Here is a 20,014-nt window from a genome sequence, read left to right as displayed (position 1 = left end):
GGCTCGTACCATGCGCTCGCTGCAGGTGGTGATGATGACGCTGTGCGTAGTCGGCGGGCTCTTCCTGCTCATGCACGCGCCGGACTTCTTCATGCCCGACCGCTGGGACCCATCGCGTGGCCGCCAGTTCGACGCCACCGCCTCGCGCCTGCTGGGCGCAGGCCTGCTGGTGCTGGCCGTGCTCGGCGGCCACTACATGCGCAACATGTACTACGGCACGCGCCGCCGGCTCCCCGGGCCAGCCGCGCAGGTGCGTTACTTTCTGCTGCTGGTGCTGACCCTGGTGCTGATCAGTGCCGCCATGCATCGCGCCGAACCCGGCCCCAACCCCGAATACCGCGCCCCGGCCTCGGCAACCACGCGCTGATCAGCGCGCGTCGGCGTCAAGCAGGGCGCGCACGCGCTCGGCCGTCTCCAGCAACTCGCCCAGCTGGCGCGAACTGAGCAGCGCACCAAAGTGATCGACCGCGGCCCGGGTGATGAAAAGATGGCCGTTGTCCCTGCGCACGATCCAGCCGAGTTCGATCAGGCGCACGATCTTGCGGCGTACGGTCTCGCGCGGCAACCCGGTCGCCGCAGCGATCGAATACGCATTGCAGGGTTTGAGTTCGCAGTACGCGTCGTCGACGTCGCTACTGAACTCGATCACTGCGGCGCCTGCAGCCTCGGCACCGTGGTTCCCGTTGCCACGTTCACCGCCGGTTTCGAGTGCACCAATGTTGTGGAGTGCGATCTCGCCGAGCAGGATGGGCAGCAGGATGTCACGATCGAAATCCTCGAACCAGCGCCTGATGTTGCGAATCTCGTGGCGCGCGAGCATCAGCGCCACCGACTTGAGGATGCGCTGGGCCGAACCAGGCTCGATGACTTCGAGCGTGTCCTTGTCGGACGCTGCCGCCGGCGCGTCCTGTGCTTTGGCTTTGAGGACCATTGATATTGGGGAGACTGGCTGCGATCCGTGTCGACCTGTGCAGTATCGACAAAAAACCGATTTTTATTAAATGATCGTAATCAACGCGCGCAGCATAGCGGAGCAGCACGCCGTGCTCAGCCCGGAAGTACCCAACATGGGCAACCCGCCCCTCGGACCTTACTTGCGCGCGCGCGGGTGCGCCGCATCATAAACGCGGGCAAGGTGCTGAAAGTCAAGGTGAGTGTAGATCTGCGTACTGCGGATGCTGGCATGGCCAAGCAGTTCCTGAACGGCACGCAGGTCGCCGCTCGACTGCAGCAGATGGCTTGCGAAGCTGTGGCGCAGCATGTGGGGGTGGACGTGCACACCCAGGCCCAGCACCCGCGCACGCTGCTCGAGCCGGCTGGCGATGCCGCCCGTGCTGAGGCGGCCACCGCTGCGGGTAACGAACAACGCAGGCTCGTCCGCGCGTGCAAGCTGCGGCCGCAGCGCCGACCAGCGCACCAGCGCGGCCAGCGCCTTGCCGCCGACAGGCACGCTGCGGCTGCGCTGGCGCTTGCCGGTGACGGTCACCATACCCTGCGCCAGGTCGATTCCAGTGTCGACATCGAGCGCAGCAAGCTCGGCCGCACGCAGGCCGGACGAGTAGAAAAGCTCGAACATCGCAATATCGCGAGTTTCGAGCAAATTTGACGGCTCTGGATCGAGCAAGGCCTGTGCCTGCTCGGGAGACAGCACACGCGGCAGGGGCGACGGCGATCGCGGCGGGCGTACGCCAAGCGCGGGGTTGACACGCACGCCGCGGTGACGCGCCAGCCAACGATAGAAACTGCGCCAGGCTGACAGATGACGCGAGATAGAACGCCCGCCCAGGCCCTCGCCATGAAGGCGGGCGACGAAGCGCCGGATGTCCTGCATGTCGAGTTCGGCGGGCTGGCGCTCGGCAGCCAGGCGCAGCAACGCATGCAGACCTTCGCGGTAAGCCTTGAGCGTGAGTTCGGCGGCCCTGCGCTGGCTCGCCAGCCAGTCGAGCCAGGCTTCGCCATCCGCCGGCAACGGCCCCGCTGCCGGGGACACCATTGCCCGGGCGGCCTGATCGCCTCGCCCCGCCTGCGACCGCCTGCTCATTGCATGCTCCCGCGCGCTGCGATCAGCCGCCGCGACTGACGAGCGCCGCCGCTGCGAGATCGGCGATGCGGCTCAGGTAAAGCGTGCCCATCTCGGGATAGAAGCGCTCCGGCTCGGCGCTGCCCAGCGCCAGCAAACCGAAACACACACCGCTGGCACGCAGCGGCATCAGCGCAAGCGAACGCACATGGGGCGCAGCCTCGCCAAACCAGCCCGTTGCCTCGATACTCTCGGGCGGCCCACAATAGGGGTGGCGCAGGGCTTCCACATGCCTGCGCGCAGCCGCGCTGACCTCGTCTGCGTCCGCCTCGGCGACGCTGCCCCACAGCCTGAGACTGACGTGCGGAACCGCAAAGTCGTCCTGCAGGCTGGACACCAGCGCCTGGCGCACCGACACCGCGCTACCGGCTGCAAGCAGCATCACCGACAGCCGATGCACCTTGGTGCTGATGTCGTCGTTCTCGGCGCCAAAGCGAATGAGCTCGGAGAGCTTGACCTCGAGCTGGCGGATCTTGTCACGCAGGGCATGCAGCTGGCGCTCGGCCAGCGAGATCGCCTGCCCGCCGTGCTGTGGGTGCGGCACGGTGAGCTGGGTGAACAGCTCATGGTGCTGGTTCAGGAAATCGGGGTGCTCGCGCAGATAGCGCGCCACATCGTCGGCATTCATCGCTCGTGTACTCCCTGTCGGGCCGCTCGGCGACCCGCTTTGTTCATGCGCGCACGCGGTGCGCGCTACGTGGTCCAGCCCGCAGCCCAGCGTTCAGTCCAGCACCATCTCTGCTTCGAAAACGCTCACCGCCGGCCCGGTCATCAGCACCGGCGAGCCCGGGCCAGCCCAGGCGATCTCGAGTTCGCCGCCACGGGTCTCGACCTTCACCGGCGAGACCAGCAGGCCGCGTCCGATGCCCGCGACCACGGCCGCGCAAGCGCCCGTGCCGCAGGCCAGCGTCTCGCCCGCACCACGCTCGAACACTCGCAAGCGCGCGTGGCCGGGGTCGACAACCTCCAGGAACCCGGCATTGACGCGGGCCGGGAAGCGCTCGTGGCGTTCGATGAGCGCCCCCAGCTCGGCGACCGGGGCGGTATCGACGTCAGCCACCACCTGCACTGCATGCGGATTGCCCATCGACACCGCGGTGATCGCCACCGTCCTGTCGCCGACCTCGAGCGGCTGCACGAAGGCATCCGACTCGGACACGAAGGGAATCTTGTCGGGCGCGAATTGCGGCACCCCCATATCGACCGTCACCAGGCCGTCGTCGCGCAGGCGTGGCGCAATGACGCCCGATCGCGTCTCGACGCGGATCTCGCGCTTGCTGGTGAGCCCCTTGTCATGGACGAAGCGCACGAAGCAGCGCGCGCCGTTACCGCACTGCTCGACCTCGCCGCCGTCGGCGTTGAAGATGCGGTAGCGGAAATCGACATCGGGCCGGGTAGCGGGCTCGACCACCAGCAACTGGTCGCAGCCGACGCCAAAATGGCGGTCGGCGATCGCGCGCACGCGTGCCGGCGTAAGCTCGACCGGCTCACGGGTGGCGTCGATGACGACGAAGTCGTTGCCGAGGCCATGCATCTTGGTGAAGCGCAGTTTCATCGGAAGCCTGACGGATACTATTGGAAAGATGCGCTCATGCGTACGCAGCGCAAGCCGCGATTGTCCTCCACCGCGACGACCAGCGTCCACCTCCAGCGCAGCGTAAGCGCCGCGCCAGCGGCAAGCTCTTTGTCGGCCCACCCAATCCGGATCGCCTTCAACCCCTCGCGGCTCGCGCCGCTCCCACGGGGGTCGATCAGCCGCGGCGGCCTGCTGTAGGAGCGGCGCCAGCCGCGAGCTTTTCATCGCCCCCCAAGCCACATCGCCTTCAACCCCTCGCGGCTCGCGCCGCTCCCACGGGGGTCGATCGGCCGCGGCGGCCTGCTGTAGGAGCGGCGCCAGCCGCGAGCTTTTCGCACGACATCAGTAGATGCGCGGCTCGCCTTCGGGGCGCGTCTTGAAGCGGCGATGCACCCAGTAGTACTGCTCGGGCATGGTCCGAACCACGCCCTCGAGCCAGGCGTTCATGCGCCGGGTATCGGCCTCGACGTCGTCCGAGGGGTAGTCCGTCCACGGCTCACCGAGCTCGAGCACGTAGCCGCCGCCACCGGGCAGCATGCGTACCACGCAGGGCACCACCGCCGCCCCCGCCAGGCGCGCCAGCCGAGGCAGGCCGGTGATGGTGGCGGCTGGCACGCCGAAAAAGGGTACGAAGATCGACTCCTTGCGGCCGTAATCCAGGTCGGGCAGGTAGTAGAAGGGGCGGCCGGACTTCATCGCCTTGACGGTAGCGCGCACGCCGTCGTGGCGCGACAGCAACAGCTGATCGTTGAAGCGGCTGCGGCCGTGGTAGAGCCAGCGGTCGATCACCTTGTCCTTCTGCGGCGAGTAAACACTGACGAAGTCACCCTCCAGCGACAGCCTCGTGCCCGCCATGTCGAGGCCGACGAAGTGCGGCGCCAGCAGCAACACCGGCCGGCCGGCGGCGCGCAGCGCCTGCAGGCGCTCGAGGCCATCGATGCGCACGGTGGCGCGCAGGCGCTCTGCGCTCGCCCACCAGGCCAGGCCGCGCTCGAGCATGCTGCGCCCGGTGACCGCGAAATGGCGGCGGGCGAGCGCGCGCCGCTCGGACTCGGACAGATCGGGGAAGCACAAGTGCAGATTGATCAGCACCACCTTGCGCCGCGGCACCACCAGCCAGTACAGCAGCCACCCGAAACCGCTTCCGATACGGGACAACAACGACAGCGGCAGCCAGTGCAACAGCCAGATGAGGGCAATGATCACGCGGCTCACGACCTGCCCTCCACGTCGCCGCGGGGCGGCGTTGGCGAATCGGGTGCCGCCGCATCAGCAGGCGCGCCAGCAACAGGGACGATGTCCTCGCGTTCGCGACGCGGCCCCTTGTAGCGGTTATAGCCCCACAGGTACTGCTGCGGGCACTGCAGGATCATGCGCTCAACCTCACGGTTGATGATCGCGACATCGGCCTCGAGCGCGCCGGTGAGCGCCTCGGTGGGCGCCTGCAGGCGGAACACGTAGCCCTCGCCGCGCGGCAGGCGCTCGGCCCAGGTGTAGATCACACGCACGCCCTTGACCGCAGCCAGGCGCGCGGCCAGCGTCATCGTCCACGCCGGCTTGCCGAAGAAGGGCGCCCACACGCCCTCGCCCGCGCCCGGCACCTGGTCGGGCAGCATGCCCACCGCCTCGTGGCTGCGCAGGGTCTTGACCAGCTTGCGCACGCCCGACAGGTCCGCCGGTGCGGTGCGCATCTGGCCGCGCGCGCGGCCTGCCTCCATCAGCGGCTGCAGCACGTCCTTGCGCGGCGGACGGTAGAGCACCGTGATCGGGATCTGTGCCGCAATGCACTGCGCGGTGATCTCGAAGCAGCCCAGGTGCGGGGTGATGAAGAGGATACCGGCGCCCTCGGCGCGCGCCGCCTCGACCAGATCCCAGCCCTCGGTGCGCACTGCGCTCGCCACCACCTCGGCCGCCGGCCGCCCCCAGATGAAGGGCAGCTCGAGCGCCTGGCGACCGGCCTCGACGATGGCTGCGCGCAGCACCGTCTCGTCCTCGCGACCGAGGGCGTTGAACAGGTTCTCGCGCAGACGGCGGGCATAGGACGGCGAGGCCTTGTAGGTCAGCCAGCCCGCCCAGCCGCCCAGGCGGTGGAGCCAGGCCAGCGGCAGGCGCGAGAGCAGACGAAAGAGGGATTGAAACAGCACGGGCAGGGTCCAAGCGGGGGCCGGCAGGGGCGCATTGAGAATGCCGGCACGGTTCACCAGCCCCGAATGCTTACACACCCCGCCGTCCCGGTCTATAATCCGGGCCTTACCGCCGAGTTAACTCGACAACTTGCAGGGCGGCATGGCAGCGCGGCTGCCGTACAAATACTGCTAAAGCGTCGGCTGCTCGACGAAATCCCCGGAGCTGGCCGCAGACGCAAGGCCAGAAAAACGGGGATTTTTGCTTTTCAAGGAGTAGCAGCATGGCAGAGTTCCTCTTCACCTCCGAGTCGGTCTCCGAAGGCCACCCGGACAAGGTCGCCGACCAGGTCTCCGACGGCGTGCTCGACGCCATCCTGGCCGAGGACCCCAAGGCGCGCGTCGCCTGCGAGACGCTGGTGTCCACCGGCCTCGTCGTGATCTCAGGCGAGATCACCACCACCGCACACCCCAACTATCGCGAGATCGCGCAGGACGTCATCCGCCGCATCGGCTACGACAACTCCGACATCGGCTTCGACTACAAGAGCTGCGCGGTGCTGGCGGCGATCAACCGCCAGTCGCCCGACATCGCCCAGGGCGTGAATAACGCCAACGACGACCCGCTCGACCAGGGCGCCGGCGACCAGGGCCTGATGTTCGGCTACGCCACCAACGAGACTGCCAGCCTGATGCCGCTGCCGATCCATTACGCGCACCGCGTGATGCAGCGCCAGGCCGAGGTACGCAAGGACGGCCGCCTGCCCTGGCTGCGCCCGGACGCCAAGAGCCAGATCACGGTGAAGTACGTCGACGGCAAGCCGACTGCGATCGACACCGTGGTGGTGTCGACCCAGCACGACCCGGACGTCACGCAGGAGCAGATCCGTGAGGCGGTGATCGAGCTGATCATCAAGCCGGTGCTGCCGCCCGAACTGATGCAGGGCAACGTACGCTACCTGGTCAACCCCACCGGCCGCTTCGTGGTCGGCGGCCCGCACGGCGACTGCGGCCTGACCGGGCGCAAGATCATCGTCGACACCTACGGCGGCGCAGCCCACCACGGCGGTGGCGCGTTCTCGGGCAAGGACCCCTCCAAGGTCGACCGCTCGGCCGCCTACGCCGGGCGCTACGTGGCCAAGAACATCGTCGCCGCTGGGCTGGCCGACAAGTGCGAGGTGCAGGTCGCCTACGCGATCGGCGTGGCACGTCCGGTGTCGCTGATGGTCAATACCTTCGGTACGGGCAGGATTGCCGACGAGCAGATCGTGGCACTGGTTGGCAAGCACTTCGACCTGCGCCCGAAGGCAATCATCCAGACGCTCGACCTGCTGCGCCCGATCTACTCGCGGACCGCCGCCTATGGCCACTTCGGCCGCGACGAACCCGAGTTCTCCTGGGAGCAGACCGACAAGGCCGCTGCACTGCGCGCCGACGCCGGGCTCTAAAATAGCGCTACGAACCGCACGCCTCTCTCCGGCGACGGAGGGAGGCGTCTTTTTTGATCACCGATCCACGACCATCTAAACACCGCCACACTCGACCGCGAACGTCCTTCCACGGCAACGGTCTTCCCCGCTCCCCTGCTCCTCACATCACAACGCAAGATCCTTCCCTATGCTCGAACAAACCCTGATGTTCGTCCTCGGTCTCACCGTCCTCGTCATCGGCGCCGACGTGATGGTGCGCGGCGCCTCGCGGCTGGCAGTGTCCTTCGGCGTGTCGCCACTGGTGGTCGGTCTCACCGTGGTCGCCTTCGGCACCAGTGCACCGGAGATGGCGGTGTCGGTGGGTTCAGCCCTGTCGGGCAGCCCCGACCTCGCGATCGGCAACGTGGTGGGCAGCAACATCGCCAACATCCTGCTGATCCTGGGCATTTCGGCCCTGATCACGCCGCTGCTGGTCGATGAACAGATCATCCGCCAGGAGATCCCGATCATGATCGGCGCTTCGGTGCTGCTGGTGGTGGTGGCGCTCGACGGCCGTATCGGGCTGCTGGAGTCGATCGTGATGTTCGGCCTGGTGATCGCTTACACCCTCTTCCTGGTCGTTCAGTCCCGGCGCGCCTCCAAAGCGGTGGAAGACGAATTCGCCTCCGAGATTCCGACCTCGAACTGGGACCGCCACTGGGCCGTACAGATCGCGTTGGTGGGGGTCGGCCTGGCGATGCTGGTGGTGGGCGCAGACTGGCTGGTGGATTCCGCCGTCGCCTTTGCGCGCGCCTTCGGTGTCAGCGACCTGGTGATCGGACTGACCGTGGTCGCGGTGGGCACCTCGATGCCCGAGATCGCCACCTCGATCGTCGCCGCCATGCGCGGCCAGCGCGACATCGCGGTCGGCAACGTGGTGGGCAGCAACGTGTTCAACATCCTCGCCGTGCTCGGCGTCACCGGCATCGTCTCGGGCGCTGGGCTCCCGGTGTCGGAAGCCGCGCGCAACTTCGACCTGTGGGTCATGCTGGCGGTGGCCTTCGCCTGCCTGCCCATCATGATCACCGGGCGCGAGATCGCGCGCTGGGAGGGCGGCGTGTTCCTCGCCTACTATGCGGCGTACACTGCCTGGCTGGTCCTGCAAGCGCAGCAGCACGCCAGCCTGCCGGCGTTCTCGAACGTGATGCTGGGCTATGTGCTGCCGCTGACGGTGGTCACGCTCATCGTCAGCATCGTGCGCGACAACGGCCGCACAAGCCGTTGACGCGTATATAATCTGCGCTTTCCGAGGAGCGCTGCGAGGCGCCCGCCGGCACTGCCGGCCGCGGCCCCCAGGCTCGGACCCCGCCGCCCGGCGGGTTGCAGTACAACGGCGCTCACCCTGCTAATCGTCTTCAACCCTGCCGGGTTCGGGATGCCGGGTGAGCCCTCGCAGCCAGTGTCGCTGCCCGCCCGCATCGCAGCCCGGCCATAGCATGGAGCTTCACATGAACGCTGTGGCTGACACCAACTTCACCGACTACGTCGTTGCCGACCTCTCGCTCGCCGACTGGGGGCGCAAGGAAATCCGCATCGCCGAGACCGAAATGCCCGGTCTGATGGCAATCCGCGAGGAATACGCCGCCAGCCAGCCGCTCAAGGGCGCACGCATCACCGGCTCGCTGCACATGACCATCCAGACCGCGGTGCTGATCGAGACGCTGACCGCGCTCGGCGCCCAGGTGCGCTGGGCCTCGTGCAACATCTTCTCGACTCAGGACCACGCCGCCGCCGCCATCGCCGCCGACGGCATCCCGGTGTTTGCGGTCAAGGGCGAGTCGCTGACCGACTACTGGGACTACACCCACCGCATCTTCGAGTGGTCGGACGGCGGTTACTCCAACATGATCCTCGACGACGGCGGCGACGCCACGCTGCTGCTGCACCTGGGCGCACGTGCCGAGCAGGACATCTCCGTGCTGGCCAATCCGGGCTCGGAAGAGGAAACCATCCTCTTCGCCGCGATCAAGGCCAAGCTCGCCACCACCCCCAACTGGTATTCGACCCGCCTGGCGCAGATCAAGGGCGTGACCGAGGAGACCACCACCGGCGTGCATCGCCTGTACCAGATGCACGCCCGCGGCGAGCTCAAATTCCCGGCGATCAACGTCAACGACTCGGTGACCAAGTCCAAGTTCGACAACCTTTACGGCTGCCGTGAATCGCTGGTGGACGGCATCAAGCGCGCCACCGACGTGATGATCGCCGGCAAGATCGCCGTGGTGGCCGGCTACGGCGACGTGGGCAAGGGCTCGGCCCAGGCCCTGCGCGCGCTGTCCGCGCAGGTGTGGGTGACCGAGATCGACCCGATCTGCGCGCTACAGGCGGCGATGGAAGGCTACCGCGTGGTGACCATGGAGTACGCTGCCGACAAGGCCGACATCTTCGTCACCGCCACCGGCAACTACCACGTGATCACCCACGATCACATGGCGAAGATGAAGGACCAGGCCATCGTCTGCAACATCGGCCACTTCGACAACGAAATCGACGTCGCCAGCGTCGAGCAGTACCCGTGGGAAGAGATCAAGCCGCAGGTCGATCACATCATCTTTCCCGACGGCAAGCGCATCATTCTGCTCGCCAAGGGTCGCCTGGTTAACCTCGGCTGCGCCACCGGCCACCCGAGCTATGTCATGTCGAGTTCCTTCGCCAACCAGACCATCGCGCAGATCGAGCTGTTCACCCGCACGGCCGACTACCCGGTGGGCGTGTATACCTTGCCCAAGCACCTCGACGAAAAGGTCGCCCGCCTGCAGCTGAAGAAGCTCAACGTTCAACTGACCGAGCTCACCGACGCACAGGCGGCCTATATCGGCGTGCCCAAGGAAGGTCCGTACAAGACCGACCAGTACCGCTACTGAGCGCCCTCGACGCAACGGCTGTGGGGCGGCGCACGCGGGTTTCCCGCGGCGCCCCACAGCCCATGACGAGCCCTCCGCGATGAGCATGAACTCCTTCCACGCCCGCCAGGGCAAGCCGAAACCGGCCGCGCAGGGCAAACACCCAGCCGACCGGCACGGTCTGCTGCGCGTCGACCAGCTGCTGGTGGCGCAAGGGCTGGCGGCCTCGCGCACGGCAGCGCGCGCGCTGATCGACGCCGGACGCGTCAGCCATGACGGCAAGCCGGTCACCAAGCCGGCGCTGGAGCTGCCGCCCGACGCCCGGCTCAAGGTGGTTGCGGACGACAGCGACCGCTTCGTTTCCCGTGGCGCACTCAAACTCGAAGGCGCGCTCGCGCGCAGCGGGCTGGACGTGCGCGGCGCACACTGCCTGGACATCGGCCAGTCCACCGGCGGCTTCACCGATTGCCTGCTGCAGGCCGGTGCCGCAAGCGTGGTCGGTGTCGAGGTCGGCCACGACCAACTCCACCCCCGCCTGCGCAAGGACAAGCGCTGCGTCACGCTGGAAGGCCTGAACGCGCGCCAACTCGGCGTGGCCGAGCTCGGCGATCATTGCCCGGCACACGGCTTCGACCTACTGGTGTGCGACGCCAGCTTCATCTCGCTCGCGCTGCTGCTACCGCAGTGGCCCGCGCTGCTGTCTCCTGCCGGCCATGTACTCGCCCTGGTCAAGCCGCAGTTCGAGGTCGGCCCTCAGGGGCTGGGCAAGGGCGGCATCGTGCGCGACACGACACTCTATGCCGGCGTCGAACAGCGCCTGCGTAAGGCCGCACACGAGGCCGGACTGATCATCCTCGACTGGTTCGATTCACCCATCACGGGTGGCGATGGCAACCGCGAGTTCTTCTTCCATGCCATCCGCACACCGGATGTCCACGACACCTGACACGCCATGAACACCGAACTCTCGATCGAATTCTTCCCCCCGCAAACCGCCGAAGGCGCCCACAAGCTGCGTGCCACCTGCGCACAGCTCGCCGCCCTCGAACCCGCCTTCTTCTCCGTCACCTACGGCGCCGGCGGCTCCACGCGCGAGCGTACCTTCTCCGCGGTCAAGGAGATCGCCGCCGCTGGCCATGAGGCCGCCCCACACCTGTCGTGCATCGGCTCCACCCGCGACAGCATCCGCGACATCCTGCAGGAGTACGCAGACGCCGGTATCCGCCGCATCGTGGCGCTGCGCGGCGACCTGCCCTCGGGCGCAGGCGCTGCGGGCGAGTTCCGCTACGCCAATGAACTGGTCGAGTTCATCCGCGCCGAAACCGGCGACCGCTTCAGCATCGAGGTGGCCGCCTATCCCGAGTGGCACCCCCAGGCCAAGAGCCCGAAAGACGATCTTGCCGCTTTCAAGCGCAAGGTCGACGCCGGCGCCAACTCGGCAATCACGCAGTTCTTCTACAACCCGGACGCCTACCTCAACTTTGTAGAGGCGGCGCGCAAGATGGGCATCACCATCCCGATCGTGCCGGGCATCATGCCAATCGTCAGCTTCAGCAAGCTCGCCCGCTTCGCCGATGCCTGCGGTGCCGAGATCCCGCGCTGGATGCGCAAGAGCTTCGAGAGCTACGGCGACGACAGCGAATCGATCCGCGCCCTCGGCCTCGATGTGGTCACACGCCTGTGCGAACGGCTGATCGCCGAAGGGGTGCCCGGGCTGCACTTCTACAGCATGAACATGGCCGGGCCGACCATCGAGATCTGCACCCGGCTGGGGCGCAGCCTGCGGCAGGACTGACCCGGCGCCGGCGCGAAATGATGTGCTGCGTGAGTTTCTTGCTTAAGGAACCCGGCACGGATGGCGTAAATTGATGTCCAGGGGCGCCGACTGCCATCACCGCCCCGAGACAGCCTGGCAATGACCAACACCACACCGCCATCGATCGCCCCGCCCCAACGCGCCAGCGCGACAACCCAGCGCGGGTGCGCTGGGGTGCCCGCGCCGGGCGGCAGGCTGCGCCGCGCGCTGCTGCTTGCGGTATTGGCGTCGGCCGCAGCCCGTCTCGATGCGCGTGATCTCGAGGAACTGCTCACGACGCCGGTGCCACGCCCGAGCCCGTTCGAGGTGATCAAGGCCGAACCTGTGGTCGGCGCAGCAAAGTACGAGCAGCGCCAGAGCGAGGTTGCCGCAGCGGCAACGGTGATCAGCCGCGAAGAGATCCGCAGCTTCGGCTGGCGCACCCTGGACGAGGCGCTCGCGACCCTGCCTGGTGTATTCAAGACCTACGACCGCCAGTACAGCTACCTCGGCGTGCGCGGCTTCGGCCTGCCCGGCGACTACATGACGCGTGTGCTGCTCACCATCGACGGTGTGCGCGCCAACGAGCCGCTGTATGACAGCGCCCCCCTGGGCAGGACCTTTCCGCTCGACCTCGACCTGGTCGAGCGCATCGAATTCATCCCCGGGCCCGGTGGCGCCCTCTACGGGCAGAATGCGATGTTCGGCATCATCAATGTCGTCACCCGCAAGGGGGCGGGGCTCGACGGCGGCGAACTGGCGCTCGCCCTGCAGTCTCCTCAAACCACTCGTGAGGGCCGCGTGAGTTGGGGCAAGCGCCTGGACAACGGCGTCGACCTGCTGATCTCGGCCTCGGCCCTGCGCTCGGACGGCGAGGACCTGACCCTCGCCTTCGGCGACGGCGAACGTGGCGTCGCGCGCGGACTGGACGGCGAGCGCGACGACGAGTTCCTGTTCAAGGCCAGCCGCGGCCCGTGGTCGTTCACCCTCATGCATGGCGACCGCCTCAAGGACGACGCGGTCGCCACCTACGGCACCGACCGCTTCTCACCCGGCAGCCTCCAGCGCGACCGGACAACGTTTGCCAATCTCGACTATCGCGACACCTTGTCGGCCACCCTGTCGATCTCGGCGCGCCTGTTCGCCGGCAGCCACCGCTACGACAGCACCCTGATCTATTCCGGTCAGCCCTATGGCTATCCGGGCCTGGCCGACTGGCAAGGCACCGAAGTCCAGCTGCTGTCGACCGCGTTCGCCGCACACACACTGATGCTGGGGCTGGACTACCAGCGCAACAGCCGTATCGAACAGCACGTCGTCGATCTCTCCGACACATCCTCCGCAAGCAACTGGCGTGACCGTCGCAAGGGCTACAGGCTTGGGCTCTACGCCCAGGACGACTGGCAGATCGGCGAAGACGTGACGCTGACCCTCGGTCTGCGCATGGATCGCAACGACCGCATCGGCACTCGCCTGAGCCCGCGCGCCGGCCTGATCTGGCACACTGCGCCGCGGACCACGCTGAAGCTGCTCTACGGCCGTGCCCACCGCGCACCGAACGCCTACCAGAGCTACTACGCTGACGGCGACTACATGGAAGCAAATCCGGACCTCGGCGGCGAAACGGTCGACACCGTCGAGTTGTCGATCGACCACCGCATCGGTCGCGAACTGCATCTGCGCGCCTCGCTCTACCAATGGCAGGTCGATGACCTCATCGCACTGAGCGAGGGCCATGGCGGCATCGTCCAGTACCGGAGTGCAGGCAAGCTCAGCAGCCGCGGCCTGGAGCTCTCCGCCGAGCAGGCGTGGTACAACGGCGCCCGCCTGCGCGGCAGCGTCTCGGCGCAGAACACCATCGACGCCGACGGCGCCTGGGTGCAGAACTCGCCACGCGTTCTCGGCCGCGTCAACCTCTCCAGTCCCTTGCCCCGTACCCGCCTGCGCACTGGCGTGGAACTCGCCTATGACGGCATGCGCCGCACCGCCAACGGTGAAACGGTCCCGGCACACTGGCTGGCCAACCTGCATGTCGTCGCCGAGCGCTGGATTCCTGGTGCCGAGTTGTCGCTGAGCGTGCTCAACCTCTTCGACAAGGACTATGCCCACCCCGGTGCAGGTGAGCGCACTCATCAGATGCATGCCATCGGCCAGGACGGCCGCAGCATCAGGCTGCGTCTCGACTACCGCTTCTGACCCGCGCACATGGGCTCACGACACCACGCCTTCAAGACCCTCCGTGCCGGTGCGAGTCGCGCGCTCGCGGGCCTGCTGTGCGGGATCTCGCTGGCGGTGCTGCCCGCAGCCGCAGGCTTCGCCCAGGCGCCGGAAGGAGACGACGAGTACAGCCTCAAAGCCGCCTTCCTGATCAACTTCGCCAGCTTCGCTACCTGGCCGGACAGCCATCGTCCGGCACTCCATCTTTGCATCTACGGCGAGGATCCGTTCGGCGCACACCTCGATGCGCTCGAACAGCGCACCGTCGGCACCCGCCCACTGCAGATCCGCCGCACACTGCGGGTCGACGGCCTGGGCGGCTGCGACATGGTGTTCATCACCCGCTCGATGATCGGCAACCTGAATCGCGTGCAGGACCGGATCGATGGCCTTCCCGTGCTCACGATCGCCGACAGCCCGGGCGCGATGCAGAGGGGCGTCATGCTCAACATCGAGACCCTGGGCAACCGCATTGGTTTTTCCGTCAACCTTGCCGCAGCGCGCAACCACGGCGTGGGGCTGAGCGCCCGACTGCTCAAGCTCGCATCCGAGATCCAGCAATGAACCTGCAGTCTCCCTCCCCTGGCCATGAGCAGCGCATGACGCTCGGCGAGAAGCTGCGCCGCGTCAGCCAGCGCGCGGTGGGCGCTGCCGTGGCCCTGCTGGCGGTCCTGATCACGCTCGGCGGCCTGGTGATCAGCGCACTCGCACTCGAGAGCAACACCCGCGTGATGGCACGCGTGCTCGCCGACAACGCCGCCGCAAGCCTGATGTTCCTCGACAACGCCTCGGCTGGCCGCATTCTTACCGCGCTGGAGCACCTGCCCGACGTGCGCGGCGCGGCCATCTTCGACGTCGACGGCGCAGAATTCGCCCGCTTCGGCGAGTTCACCGCCCAGGGCCGCAAGGCATACAGCCTGGCCACCGAGCAGGCGCGTTTCGATCTCGGCACGCTGCGCATGACCCAGCCGATCATCGAGAACGGCAACGTCCTGGGCGTGCTCGACCTCGACCTCGACCTGCGCCCGCTCTACATCCAGGTCTTCGCCCATGGGTCGATCGCCGCGCTGGCCGCCGCACTTGCGCTGCTGCTCGCCACCCGCACCCTCAGGCGGCTGAACCATGCGGTGCTGCAACCGCTGTCGTCACTGTCGTCACTGATGGACAAGGTGGCACACGACGAGGACTACAGCGCACGCGCAGCCCCAAGCAGCGTCATCGAACTCGACTCGCTGGCCGCCGGCTTCAATCGCATGCTCGGCCAGATCGCCGAGCGCGATGCGCGCCTGGCCGCCCACCGGGAGCAACTCGAGGACGAGGTCGCCAGCCGCACCGAAGAACTGCGCCGGGCCAAGGAGGCGGCAGAAGCGGCCAGCCAGGCCAAGAGCGACTTCCTGGCGACGATGAGCCACGAAATCCGTACGCCGATGAACGGTGTGCTGGGCATGACCGAACTGCTGCTCGACAGCGGACTGAACCAGGAGCAGCGTCATTTCGCGGAGGCGGTCGAGCACTCCGGCCGCCACCTCCTTGGCATCATCAACGACATCCTCGACTTCTCCAAGATCGAAGCTGGCCATCTCGAGCTCGAGGCGGTGGAGTTCGAGCTCGGAGATCTGCTCGAGGGCACGCTGGCGATGTTTGCCCAGCCCGCCGAGAAGAAGGGCCTGGAGCTGGTCGCCGACCTGCCAGCCGAGGTCCGCCGCGGCCTGCGCGGCGACCCCTTCCGCTTGCGCCAGGTCATCGGCAACCTGATCAGCAACGCGGTCAAGTTCACCGCCCGCGGCGAGGTCGTCGTGCGTGCCCGCCTGCTCGACGAGAGCGAGCACGACTGCCACTTGCGCATCAGCGTCGAGGACACGGGGATCGGCATCCCGGTCGATGCCCAGCAGCGCATCTTCGACCAGTTCTCACAGCTCGACGGCTCCACCACGCGCCAGTTTGGCGGCACCGGGCTGGGCCTGGCGATCTGCCGCCGCCTGCTCGGATTGATGCACGGCGAGATCAGTCTCGACAGCGCGCCACACGAGGGCGCACGCTTCCACGTCGACCTTGTCCTGCCCAAGGGCCTCAGCAGCCCGGCGTCACTGCGCAGCAGCGTCGAGCTCGCCGGAATCCGCGCATTGGTGGTGGACGACAACGCCACCAACCGCGAGATCCTGCTGCGCCAGCTGCGGGCCTGGGGCATGCAGGTCGACTGCGCGGCGGATGGCGATGCTGCGCTCGAGTTGCTCGCACGCACGGCGGCGGCGGGCGAACAGGTCGACATCGCGGTACTGGACATGCACATGCCACGCATGGATGGCCTGAGGCTTGCGACCGAGATCCGCAACACGCCGGCGCTTGCCGCCACCCGCCTGGTGGTGCTGACCTCGAGCTACTCCAGCGCGAGCGTGCGCGAACGTGAGCGCGCCGGCATCCTGCGCTGCGTGCACAAGCCGATCCGCCAGGCCGAGCTGCACGAGGTACTGTCGAGCGCACTGCGCGCACCCGGCCAGCAGGCCGCCACCAGGACACAGGCCGACGCCGCGGCGGCGTCACTTGCCGGGCGCGTGCTGCTGGCAGAGGACAACCCGGTCAACCGCCATGTCGGGCAGGCCATGCTCGAACGCCTCGGCCTGTCGGTGTGCTTCGCCGAGAACGGCGAGGAGGCCTTGCGCCTTGCATCGAGGGAAGACTTCGATCTCATCCTGATGGATTGCCACATGCCGGTGATGGATGGCTACGAGGCCAGCGCGGCAATTCGCGCGCAACGCCGCCAGCCGCGCGTACCGATCGTGGCCCTGACGGCGAACGTGATGGAAGGTAACCGCGAGCGCTGCATTGCCGCCGGCATGGACGACTTCCTGGCCAAGCCCTACGCGCTGGAGCAACTGCGGGCCATGCTCAAGCGCTGGCTGGCGGCGCCATCGGCCGGCACGCTGCCCTCAGCCCCGCCCGTTGCAGTTCCGAGCGATCCTGAAAGCGCGCAGGCGGTGATCGATCCTGCCTTCATCGAGCAGTTCCGCGCCCTCGATCCGAACGGCGGTATGACGCTGGTCCAGCGCATCCTCGGTGTCTTCCTCGAAAGCAGCAACCCGCTGCTGGCGGCGCTCGAGCAAGCCGTTGAAGCAGGCGACGGCGCGGGGCTGCGCCAAGCCGCACACAGCCTCAAGTCGAGTTCGGGGAATATCGGAGCAAGATCCCTTGCCGCGCTGTTCAAGGAGTTCGAGATGATGGGCAAGAACGGGCGCGCGGAGGAGGCGCACGCAAGGCTCGACGAACTACGCCACGAGTACGCCCGCACGCTCGACGGAATCCGCAGGCTGCAACAGACGCTTGGCCATTGAACCGAACGCCTGCCCTGTTCAATCAGTAGGAAGGCGCACCTTACGAGCCAGATCAAGCAAGGCGGCACCCGGTTTGAGACCGGCGCGCCGGCAGCGCTCGACATCGACCTCGAAGGCCAGCCGGCTGCCCTCGGGAACGATGCGGATCGCGACGTCCTGCAGCGACGGCGCATCACTGACCGTCAGCACCGGCGCGTCGCCCAGCGCGTCGACGATGCGAGACAGGTTGGCCTGTTCGCCGGCGCCAACGAAGAGCACATCGCAATCGCGGATCGCCGACAGCGCCGCGAGCGGCACCGCCGACACCACGCGTCCATGCAGGACCTTGCCCTCGAGTCGCCGCATCGCAAGCGCAAGCTCATCGTCGCCAAGAACACAGAGATTGAAGCTTGTCCGCGCCGACGCGGGCCACTGCGTAAGCGCAGCAAAGTTGTATGCGTAGGTCGCCTTGAGCTCATGCTCGGGAACGGCCTGGCCCCGCGCCCCCGACACGGCGGAGACGACCAGCAGCAGGCAGGCGAGCGCGCGCAACCTCATAGCGCGTAGCCGAGTTCCAGCCACAGGCTGCGGCCATCCATGCGCAGACTGTCCTGCGCCACGCCGCTGTCGGGCCGCCAGCCGAGGCCGGAAACCGTCTCATAGCGGCGGTCAAACAGGTTGCGTACGCTCAGGGACGCGAATACGCCATGCCAGGCCTGTTCGGTGGAAAGCGTCAGGTTCGCGAGCGTGACGCCACCGAGCATGCGCCGCTCGCGCGTCAGGCGTGGACCGAGATACTGCATCTCGAAACCGGTGCGCAGCGCTTCGCCCGGCAGCAGAAAGGTGAAATTGAGCTTGCCGAGCAGGTCGGGCGAATTGACCGCATCGCGCCCATCGACGTCGCGCGCATGCTGTCGGGCAAGGCTGGCGCGCAGGCGGGCTCCTCGCGCCCACAGGTGCTCGATCTCGACTTCGGCGCCGCGCGCCCGGCTGCTGCCTTCAGCAACGTAGTCATCGACCGCTGCGCTATACACCGGCAGATCGCTCCGCCGATAGTGGTACAGGGAGCCGGTCACGCGGGTTTGCGGCGACAGCTGGTGCTGCAGCACCCACTCGGTGGCGGCGACGTACTCGGGCACGGCGGTGTCACCGGATGTCCAGCGATCGTTCGCATTGGGCATCTTGAAGGCCTCGCTGTAGGAAACCTTCACCGACGTGCGCGCGTCGGGGGACCAGATCAGCGCCACACGCGGACTGAGATTGCCGTCGAGATCGTCGGCGTCGTCATAGCGTGCGCCGATGTTCAAGGTCCAGTGCTCACTCCAGCGATAGTCGTCCGCGAAGTAGACACTCGCCGTCCGGCGCGACAGCGCGCCCTCGTTCTGGCTCAGCACCTCGCGGCTCGGTGACAGGTAGCGCACGCTGAAGGCCTGGCGGTGGTCCTTGCGCAGCTCCGCCCCGAAAACCAGGGTGTGCCCGGCGAACCAACGCCCGACGAACTTCTGGTCGAAGCGCCACCAAGCGCCCTTGTAGTCGCGGACACCGAATTTCTCGCCGTCGAAGTAGCCATAGGGCACACCGCCAGCATCGTTCTCGCACGACACGATCCGCGGCTCGTCCTCTGCACACTCTTCCCTCGCATACTCGCGTTCGTTCCAGTACGCGTAGCGGCCCAGCATCAGACTGGACGACGAATGCAGCCGCAGGCCCAGATCCATCTCGTGGCGCACGCCTATGAACGCGCTCTCGTCCCGGATCGGGAAGGGGGTGTTGAACGCGGTGTACTGCGAGGGGTTCGTCGGCACGCCCTTGCTGCGCTCGACCCATGCCCCGTGCACCGTCCACCCGGACCACGACAGCTTGCCGAACACCCTTTGGTTGCGTTCGCCGTCGCGGCCCTCGGCGACGCCGCGGTTGGTGGCGGGGGTGTCGTAGGCGGGGAAGTAGAGATTGCGGCCGTCGATGTCGAGCATCGACGCCGAGAGCAGGACCTCCGCACCGCTCTCGAGCCGCTTGCCCCAGGTGGCGCGCTGACCGCTGGCGCCCTGGCTGGAGAACTGGGCGGACACCCGCGCGCCGTCAAAGTCACGCCCCTTTCGCGTCACCACATTGATGATGCCAAGCAGTGCGTTGTTGCCGTAGGTGACCGATCCGGTCCCCGGCACATACTCCACGCGCTCGACCAGTTCGAGGTCGATCAGGCCTGACTCATCGATGAAGGCCTGGTCGAAGAGATTGTCCTGGACCGCATAGCCATCGACCAGCAGCATCACGCGCCCCGCGTAGTCCTCGGCATCGCCGAAGCCCCGGCCACCCATGTACTGATAGCGACGCTCGTCTGTGACATAGAGGCCGCGCATGCTGGCGATGACCTCGGCCAGCGTACGATAGCCATAGGCGCGGATATCATCTGCGGTGACGATCGCCACCGCGGACGGGGCATCGCTCACCTGGCGTGCAAGCCGCGAGGCGGAGATGAAGTCGCGCTGCAACAGCGCCTCGAGCGGCAGCGCAGTCAGGTCTTGCGCTGCCGCAGCGCCCCCGGATGCCGCGAACAGGATGCCGAATCCGGCCAAGCAGACCTGCAGACGGCGGAAGATCAC

At 67.3% G+C, this 20,014-nt stretch carries 17 protein-coding genes; 9 read left to right on the top strand and 8 right to left on the bottom strand.

Going from position 1 to position 20,014, the window contains the following annotated elements; translation table 11 throughout:
- The first annotated feature begins 10 nt into the window (after window positions 1-10).
- Entirely contained in the window at window positions 11-367 is a 357-nt protein-coding gene (locus LQF09_RS02845) for a hypothetical protein (RefSeq protein WP_002933112.1), read from the top strand.
- Here the strand turns inward: LQF09_RS02845 and LQF09_RS02840 are convergent, their stop codons facing one another.
- The 6 genes from LQF09_RS02840 to LQF09_RS02815 form a co-directional block, all read right to left on the bottom strand.
- Complete coding sequence (locus LQF09_RS02840) at window positions 368-931, bottom strand: hypothetical protein (protein WP_002933111.1); 564 nt, start codon at window positions 929-931, stop codon at window positions 368-370.
- A gap of 159 nt (window positions 932-1,090) precedes the next feature.
- A complete protein-coding gene (locus LQF09_RS02835; protein ID WP_002933107.1) occupies window positions 1,091-1,993 on the bottom strand; it encodes a tyrosine-type recombinase/integrase in 903 nt (300 codons plus the stop codon).
- Between the two features lie 70 nt (window positions 1,994-2,063).
- A complete protein-coding gene (locus LQF09_RS02830) occupies window positions 2,064-2,708 on the bottom strand; it encodes a DUF484 family protein (protein ID WP_002933105.1) in 645 nt (214 codons plus the stop codon).
- A 93-nt stretch (window positions 2,709-2,801) separates the two neighbouring features.
- Window positions 2,802-3,635, bottom strand: a complete 834-nt coding sequence (dapF, locus tag LQF09_RS02825) for a diaminopimelate epimerase (RefSeq protein ID WP_002933102.1) — start codon at window positions 3,633-3,635, stop codon at window positions 2,802-2,804.
- Window positions 3,636-3,998: 363 nt separating this feature from the next.
- Complete coding sequence (locus LQF09_RS02820; protein WP_270069143.1) at window positions 3,999-4,871, bottom strand: lysophospholipid acyltransferase family protein; 873 nt, start codon at window positions 4,869-4,871, stop codon at window positions 3,999-4,001.
- Window positions 4,868-5,800, bottom strand: coding sequence for a lysophospholipid acyltransferase family protein (locus LQF09_RS02815; protein WP_232433308.1), 933 nt, complete (start codon window positions 5,798-5,800; stop codon window positions 4,868-4,870). Before LQF09_RS02815 ends, LQF09_RS02820 begins: the two co-directional genes overlap by 4 nt.
- Window positions 5,801-6,063: 263 nt before the next feature.
- On the opposite strand from LQF09_RS02815, the gene metK reads away from it, so the two are divergent.
- The 8 genes from metK (at window position 6,064) to LQF09_RS02775 (ending at window position 17,432) form a co-directional block, all read left to right on the top strand.
- Window positions 6,064-7,227, top strand: a complete 1,164-nt coding sequence (gene metK / locus LQF09_RS02810; RefSeq protein WP_270069142.1) for a methionine adenosyltransferase — start codon at window positions 6,064-6,066, stop codon at window positions 7,225-7,227.
- Between the two features lie 169 nt (window positions 7,228-7,396).
- Window positions 7,397-8,473: a calcium/sodium antiporter gene (locus LQF09_RS02805; RefSeq protein ID WP_002932620.1), complete on the top strand. Its 1,077-nt coding sequence runs from the start codon at window positions 7,397-7,399 to the stop codon at window positions 8,471-8,473.
- 223 nt (window positions 8,474-8,696) lie between these two features.
- Window positions 8,697-10,112, top strand: coding sequence for an adenosylhomocysteinase (gene ahcY / locus LQF09_RS02800; protein ID WP_002932619.1), 1,416 nt, complete (start codon window positions 8,697-8,699; stop codon window positions 10,110-10,112).
- Between the two features lie 79 nt (window positions 10,113-10,191).
- Complete coding sequence (locus LQF09_RS02795) at window positions 10,192-11,037, top strand: TlyA family RNA methyltransferase (protein ID WP_270069141.1); 846 nt, start codon at window positions 10,192-10,194, stop codon at window positions 11,035-11,037.
- A gap of 6 nt (window positions 11,038-11,043) precedes the next feature.
- Entirely contained in the window at window positions 11,044-11,886 is an 843-nt protein-coding gene (metF, locus tag LQF09_RS02790; protein WP_002932617.1) for a methylenetetrahydrofolate reductase [NAD(P)H], read from the top strand.
- Window positions 11,887-12,006: 120 nt separating this feature from the next.
- Entirely contained in the window at window positions 12,007-14,082 is a 2,076-nt protein-coding gene (locus LQF09_RS02785; RefSeq protein ID WP_270069140.1) for a TonB-dependent receptor plug domain-containing protein, read from the top strand.
- A 9-nt stretch (window positions 14,083-14,091) separates the two neighbouring features.
- On the top strand, window positions 14,092-14,667 hold the full coding sequence (locus LQF09_RS02780) for a YfiR family protein (RefSeq protein ID WP_270069139.1): 576 nt from the start codon (window positions 14,092-14,094) through the stop codon (window positions 14,665-14,667).
- Window positions 14,664-17,432: a hybrid sensor histidine kinase/response regulator gene (locus LQF09_RS02775; protein ID WP_270069138.1), complete on the top strand. Its 2,769-nt coding sequence runs from the start codon at window positions 14,664-14,666 to the stop codon at window positions 17,430-17,432. The genes LQF09_RS02780 and LQF09_RS02775 overlap by 4 nt, the downstream gene beginning before the upstream one ends.
- Window positions 17,433-17,450: 18 nt before the next feature.
- Here the strand turns inward: LQF09_RS02775 and LQF09_RS02770 are convergent, their stop codons facing one another.
- A complete protein-coding gene (locus LQF09_RS02770) occupies window positions 17,451-17,969 on the bottom strand; it encodes a YfiR family protein (protein WP_002932611.1) in 519 nt (172 codons plus the stop codon).
- The gene (locus tag LQF09_RS02765) at window positions 17,966-20,014 is read right to left on the bottom strand and encodes a TonB-dependent receptor plug domain-containing protein (RefSeq protein ID WP_270069137.1); all 2,049 of its coding nucleotides are present in this window, start codon (window positions 20,012-20,014) and stop codon (window positions 17,966-17,968) included. The genes LQF09_RS02770 and LQF09_RS02765 overlap by 4 nt, the downstream gene beginning before the upstream one ends.

This window comes from Thauera sp. WB-2 (assembly GCF_027594845.1).
GTDB lineage: Bacteria > Pseudomonadota > Gammaproteobacteria > Burkholderiales > Rhodocyclaceae > Thauera > Thauera mechernichensis.
Note: the sequence above shows the minus strand (reverse complement) of the source record. Positions and strands in the feature narration are given on the sequence as shown.

Bases quoted from the DNA above. Each gene is read 5' to 3' on its own strand.
- LQF09_RS02780 (WP_270069139.1), top strand. From the start codon at position 14,092: ATGGGCTCACGACACCACGCCTTCAAGACCCTCCGTGCCGGTGCGAGT.
- LQF09_RS02830 (WP_002933105.1), bottom strand. From the start codon at position 2,708: ATGAATGCCGACGATGTGGCGCGCTATCTGCGCGAGCACCCCGATTTC.
- LQF09_RS02840 (WP_002933111.1), bottom strand. From the start codon at position 931: ATGGTCCTCAAAGCCAAAGCACAGGACGCGCCGGCGGCAGCGTCCGAC.
- LQF09_RS02775 (WP_270069138.1), top strand. From the start codon at position 14,664: ATGAACCTGCAGTCTCCCTCCCCTGGCCATGAGCAGCGCATGACGCTC.
- metK (WP_270069142.1), top strand. From the start codon at position 6,064: ATGGCAGAGTTCCTCTTCACCTCCGAGTCGGTCTCCGAAGGCCACCCG.
- LQF09_RS02835 (WP_002933107.1), bottom strand. From the start codon at position 1,993: ATGGTGTCCCCGGCAGCGGGGCCGTTGCCGGCGGATGGCGAAGCCTGG.
- metF (WP_002932617.1), top strand. From the start codon at position 11,044: ATGAACACCGAACTCTCGATCGAATTCTTCCCCCCGCAAACCGCCGAA.
- dapF (WP_002933102.1), bottom strand. From the start codon at position 3,635: ATGAAACTGCGCTTCACCAAGATGCATGGCCTCGGCAACGACTTCGTC.
- LQF09_RS02770 (WP_002932611.1), bottom strand. From the start codon at position 17,969: ATGAGGTTGCGCGCGCTCGCCTGCCTGCTGCTGGTCGTCTCCGCCGTG.
- LQF09_RS02845 (WP_002933112.1), top strand. From the start codon at position 11: ATGCGCTCGCTGCAGGTGGTGATGATGACGCTGTGCGTAGTCGGCGGG.
- LQF09_RS02785 (WP_270069140.1), top strand. From the start codon at position 12,007: ATGACCAACACCACACCGCCATCGATCGCCCCGCCCCAACGCGCCAGC.
- ahcY (WP_002932619.1), top strand. From the start codon at position 8,697: ATGAACGCTGTGGCTGACACCAACTTCACCGACTACGTCGTTGCCGAC.
- LQF09_RS02805 (WP_002932620.1), top strand. From the start codon at position 7,397: ATGCTCGAACAAACCCTGATGTTCGTCCTCGGTCTCACCGTCCTCGTC.
- LQF09_RS02795 (WP_270069141.1), top strand. From the start codon at position 10,192: ATGAGCATGAACTCCTTCCACGCCCGCCAGGGCAAGCCGAAACCGGCC.